This is a genomic window from Acinetobacter sp. YH01020, from assembly GCF_013420275.1.
GTDB lineage: Bacteria > Pseudomonadota > Gammaproteobacteria > Pseudomonadales > Moraxellaceae > Acinetobacter > Acinetobacter amyesii.
The window spans coordinates 1-2,013 of the sequence record NZ_VOYN01000114.1 but is presented as its reverse complement, the minus strand read 5'-3'; the positions used below and the strand labels follow the sequence as shown (position 1 = coordinate 2,013).

Annotated in this window: 3 protein-coding genes and 2 pseudogenes; 4 read left to right on the top strand and 1 reads right to left on the bottom strand. The window is 42.2% G+C overall.

The features are described 5' to 3' along the window. Positions 1-256: 256 nt before the first annotated feature. The 4 genes and pseudogenes from FTT85_RS18340 to FTT85_RS18995 all read left to right on the top strand — a co-directional run. Positions 257-742 (top strand): annotated as a pseudogene (locus FTT85_RS18340) (IS3 family transposase); the annotation flags it as partial. Positions 743-857: 115 nt separating this feature from the next. Beyond that, positions 858-1,234 (top strand): annotated as a pseudogene (locus FTT85_RS18335) (transposase); the annotation flags it as partial. Next, positions 1,170-1,688 carry an acetamidase/formamidase family protein gene (locus FTT85_RS18330; protein ID WP_306674429.1) on the top strand — a complete coding sequence of 173 codons (519 nt, stop codon included), beginning with the start codon at positions 1,170-1,172 and terminating at the stop codon, positions 1,686-1,688. The pseudogene FTT85_RS18335 and the gene FTT85_RS18330, both read left to right, overlap by 65 nt. Positions 1,689-1,743: 55 nt before the next feature. Then, positions 1,744-1,845: an IS3 family transposase gene (locus FTT85_RS18995; protein WP_180184116.1), complete on the top strand. Its 102-nt coding sequence runs from the start codon at positions 1,744-1,746 to the stop codon at positions 1,843-1,845. A gap of 28 nt (positions 1,846-1,873) precedes the next feature. On the opposite strand, the gene FTT85_RS18320 is transcribed toward FTT85_RS18995, so the two are convergent. Next, the coding region (locus tag FTT85_RS18320; protein WP_180107216.1) for a transposase at positions 1,874-2,013 on the bottom strand (140 nt) is incomplete at its 5' end.

The window sequence follows — 2,013 nt, the reverse complement described above, 5'->3', positions numbered from 1 at the left end:
GCAATGTCAGCGATCTGGCAACACATGAATGCTTATCTTATACGCTGGATGAGGCGTAAGTATAAAAACTTGGCCCGTCATAAAAGACGGGCTAGATATGCCTTAGGGCGACTTGCGCGTGATTTTCCAAATGCCTTTGTGCACTGGAAAATGGGATGTTTACCATCGGTTGGATAATGGGAGCCGGATGAGCTGAGAGGTTCATGTCCGGTTCTGCGAGGGGCTAAGGGTGAAATTCCCTTGGTCTACTCACCCGTATATTCAAACTCATTCAGGCTGGGTCTATACCGCCTTTATTATTGATGTGTTCTCACGAGCGATTGTTGGATGGAAAGTATCAACACGTATGAATACAGACATGGTGCTCGATGCACTAGAGCAAGCATTGCATGACCGAGGCATGCCCAAGAATGTGATTCATCATTCAGATAGAGGTGTTCAATATCTTTCTATTCGCTATACCAATCGTTTAGAAGCAGCAAATTTAAGAGCATCAGTCGGTACGACTGGTGATTCATACGATAATGCTTTGGCTGAAACAGTGAATGGCTTATACAAAACAGAGGTGATTGAATATTTAAAAGCAGATTGGCAAGGTTTAGCAGATGTACAGCTTGCGACACTAAACTGGGTAGATTGGTTCAATAAAAAGCGTGTACACAGCGCATTGGGTTATGTATCGCCTTTTGAGTTTGAAGCAAGGTACTATGATAAGATTAACCCGTTAGGTCAGGTGGCCTAACTTAAATAAAAAAATCTCCGACAAACCCGGTACGGTTCAACATTGATCCTAGCCAAAATAATGGACAGTACTTCCCTCTAAAGATAACGTAACGTTAACTTTGGAGATACAAGAAATGGCCAAACGTTTTAGTCCTGAATTTAAACAGCAAGCAATTGATTATGCACTTTCAAACTCACACGAGTCAGTAGCTGCAATCTACCAGAAATTAGGTGTGGGTTATTCAACATTAGATAAATGAATTCGTGAAACCAATCCGGCAGGTTCAAGCAAACGTCAACTTTCACCAGAACAACAGCGGATCCTAGAATTAGAGAAAGAAGTCAAACAGCTCAGGAAAGCCAATGACATCTTAAAAAAAGCGCATGTGTACTTTCTGACAGATCATGCCAAGAAAAGTACACGGTAATTCAAGATCTAGCTGTGAATGGAGTCACTGTATCTTCTGTCTGTAAATGCCTGGGTGTCAGCACTTCAGGCTATTATGCCTGGGGTTGCTGCGCATATGCGTCCATTCCTCGGAAATATTGGTACGACACCTTCACGTGACTTACCAGACTCTCAAAACTGCCACGACTTTGGTCAGTATTTGATTGATGCACCGCATAAATTCGGAATGACTGAAGAAGAACTTATCGCAGCCAAAACAGACGGTCACATGGATACCAATTCGATTCATCCAGGCTGTATTTTGATTTGTCCTGTGAAAGTACCAGGTGCAGGTGTCTACATGGGGGATATGCATGCGCAACAAGGCAATGGTGAAATTGCAGGACATGCCACGGACGTTTCAGGCGAAACAGAATTAAAAGTAGAAGTGATTAAAGGCTTAACAATTGACGGCCCAATTTTACTTCAAGCACCAGATGACTTACCACCAATGGCACGTCCATTTACCAAGGAAGAGCGTGAAAAAGTGAAAGCTTTAGGTGCGCATTGGGGATAAACTGAGATTGAGGAAAGTGGTCCAATCACATTTATGGGAACAGGTAAGAACCTCAATGATGCAACGGACAATTCATGATTACATCCATTATTATAATCATGAAAGAATACAACTAAATTTAACTAAATGTGCGGAATTCTCCATCTATAATCTGTGATTTAGATGGAGATGGATAGCACGCCTTTTCAGTCGGGTCTCTCTTGGTTTTGGATGTATTCTCGAATTACATCAATTGTCGCTCCACCTGTTGTAAGTAGACAGTATGCCCTCGTCCAAAGCACAGGTTTCCAATAATAAGGTTTTAGTTCTTCACCGAACTCCTTGC

Excerpts from the sequence above, each read along its gene's own strand:
- FTT85_RS18330 (WP_306674429.1), top strand. The coding sequence starts at position 1,170 with ATGGAGTCACTGTATCTTCTGTCTGTAAATGCCTGGGTGTCAGCACTT.
- FTT85_RS18995 (WP_180184116.1), top strand. The coding sequence starts at position 1,744 with ATGATGCAACGGACAATTCATGATTACATCCATTATTATAATCATGAA.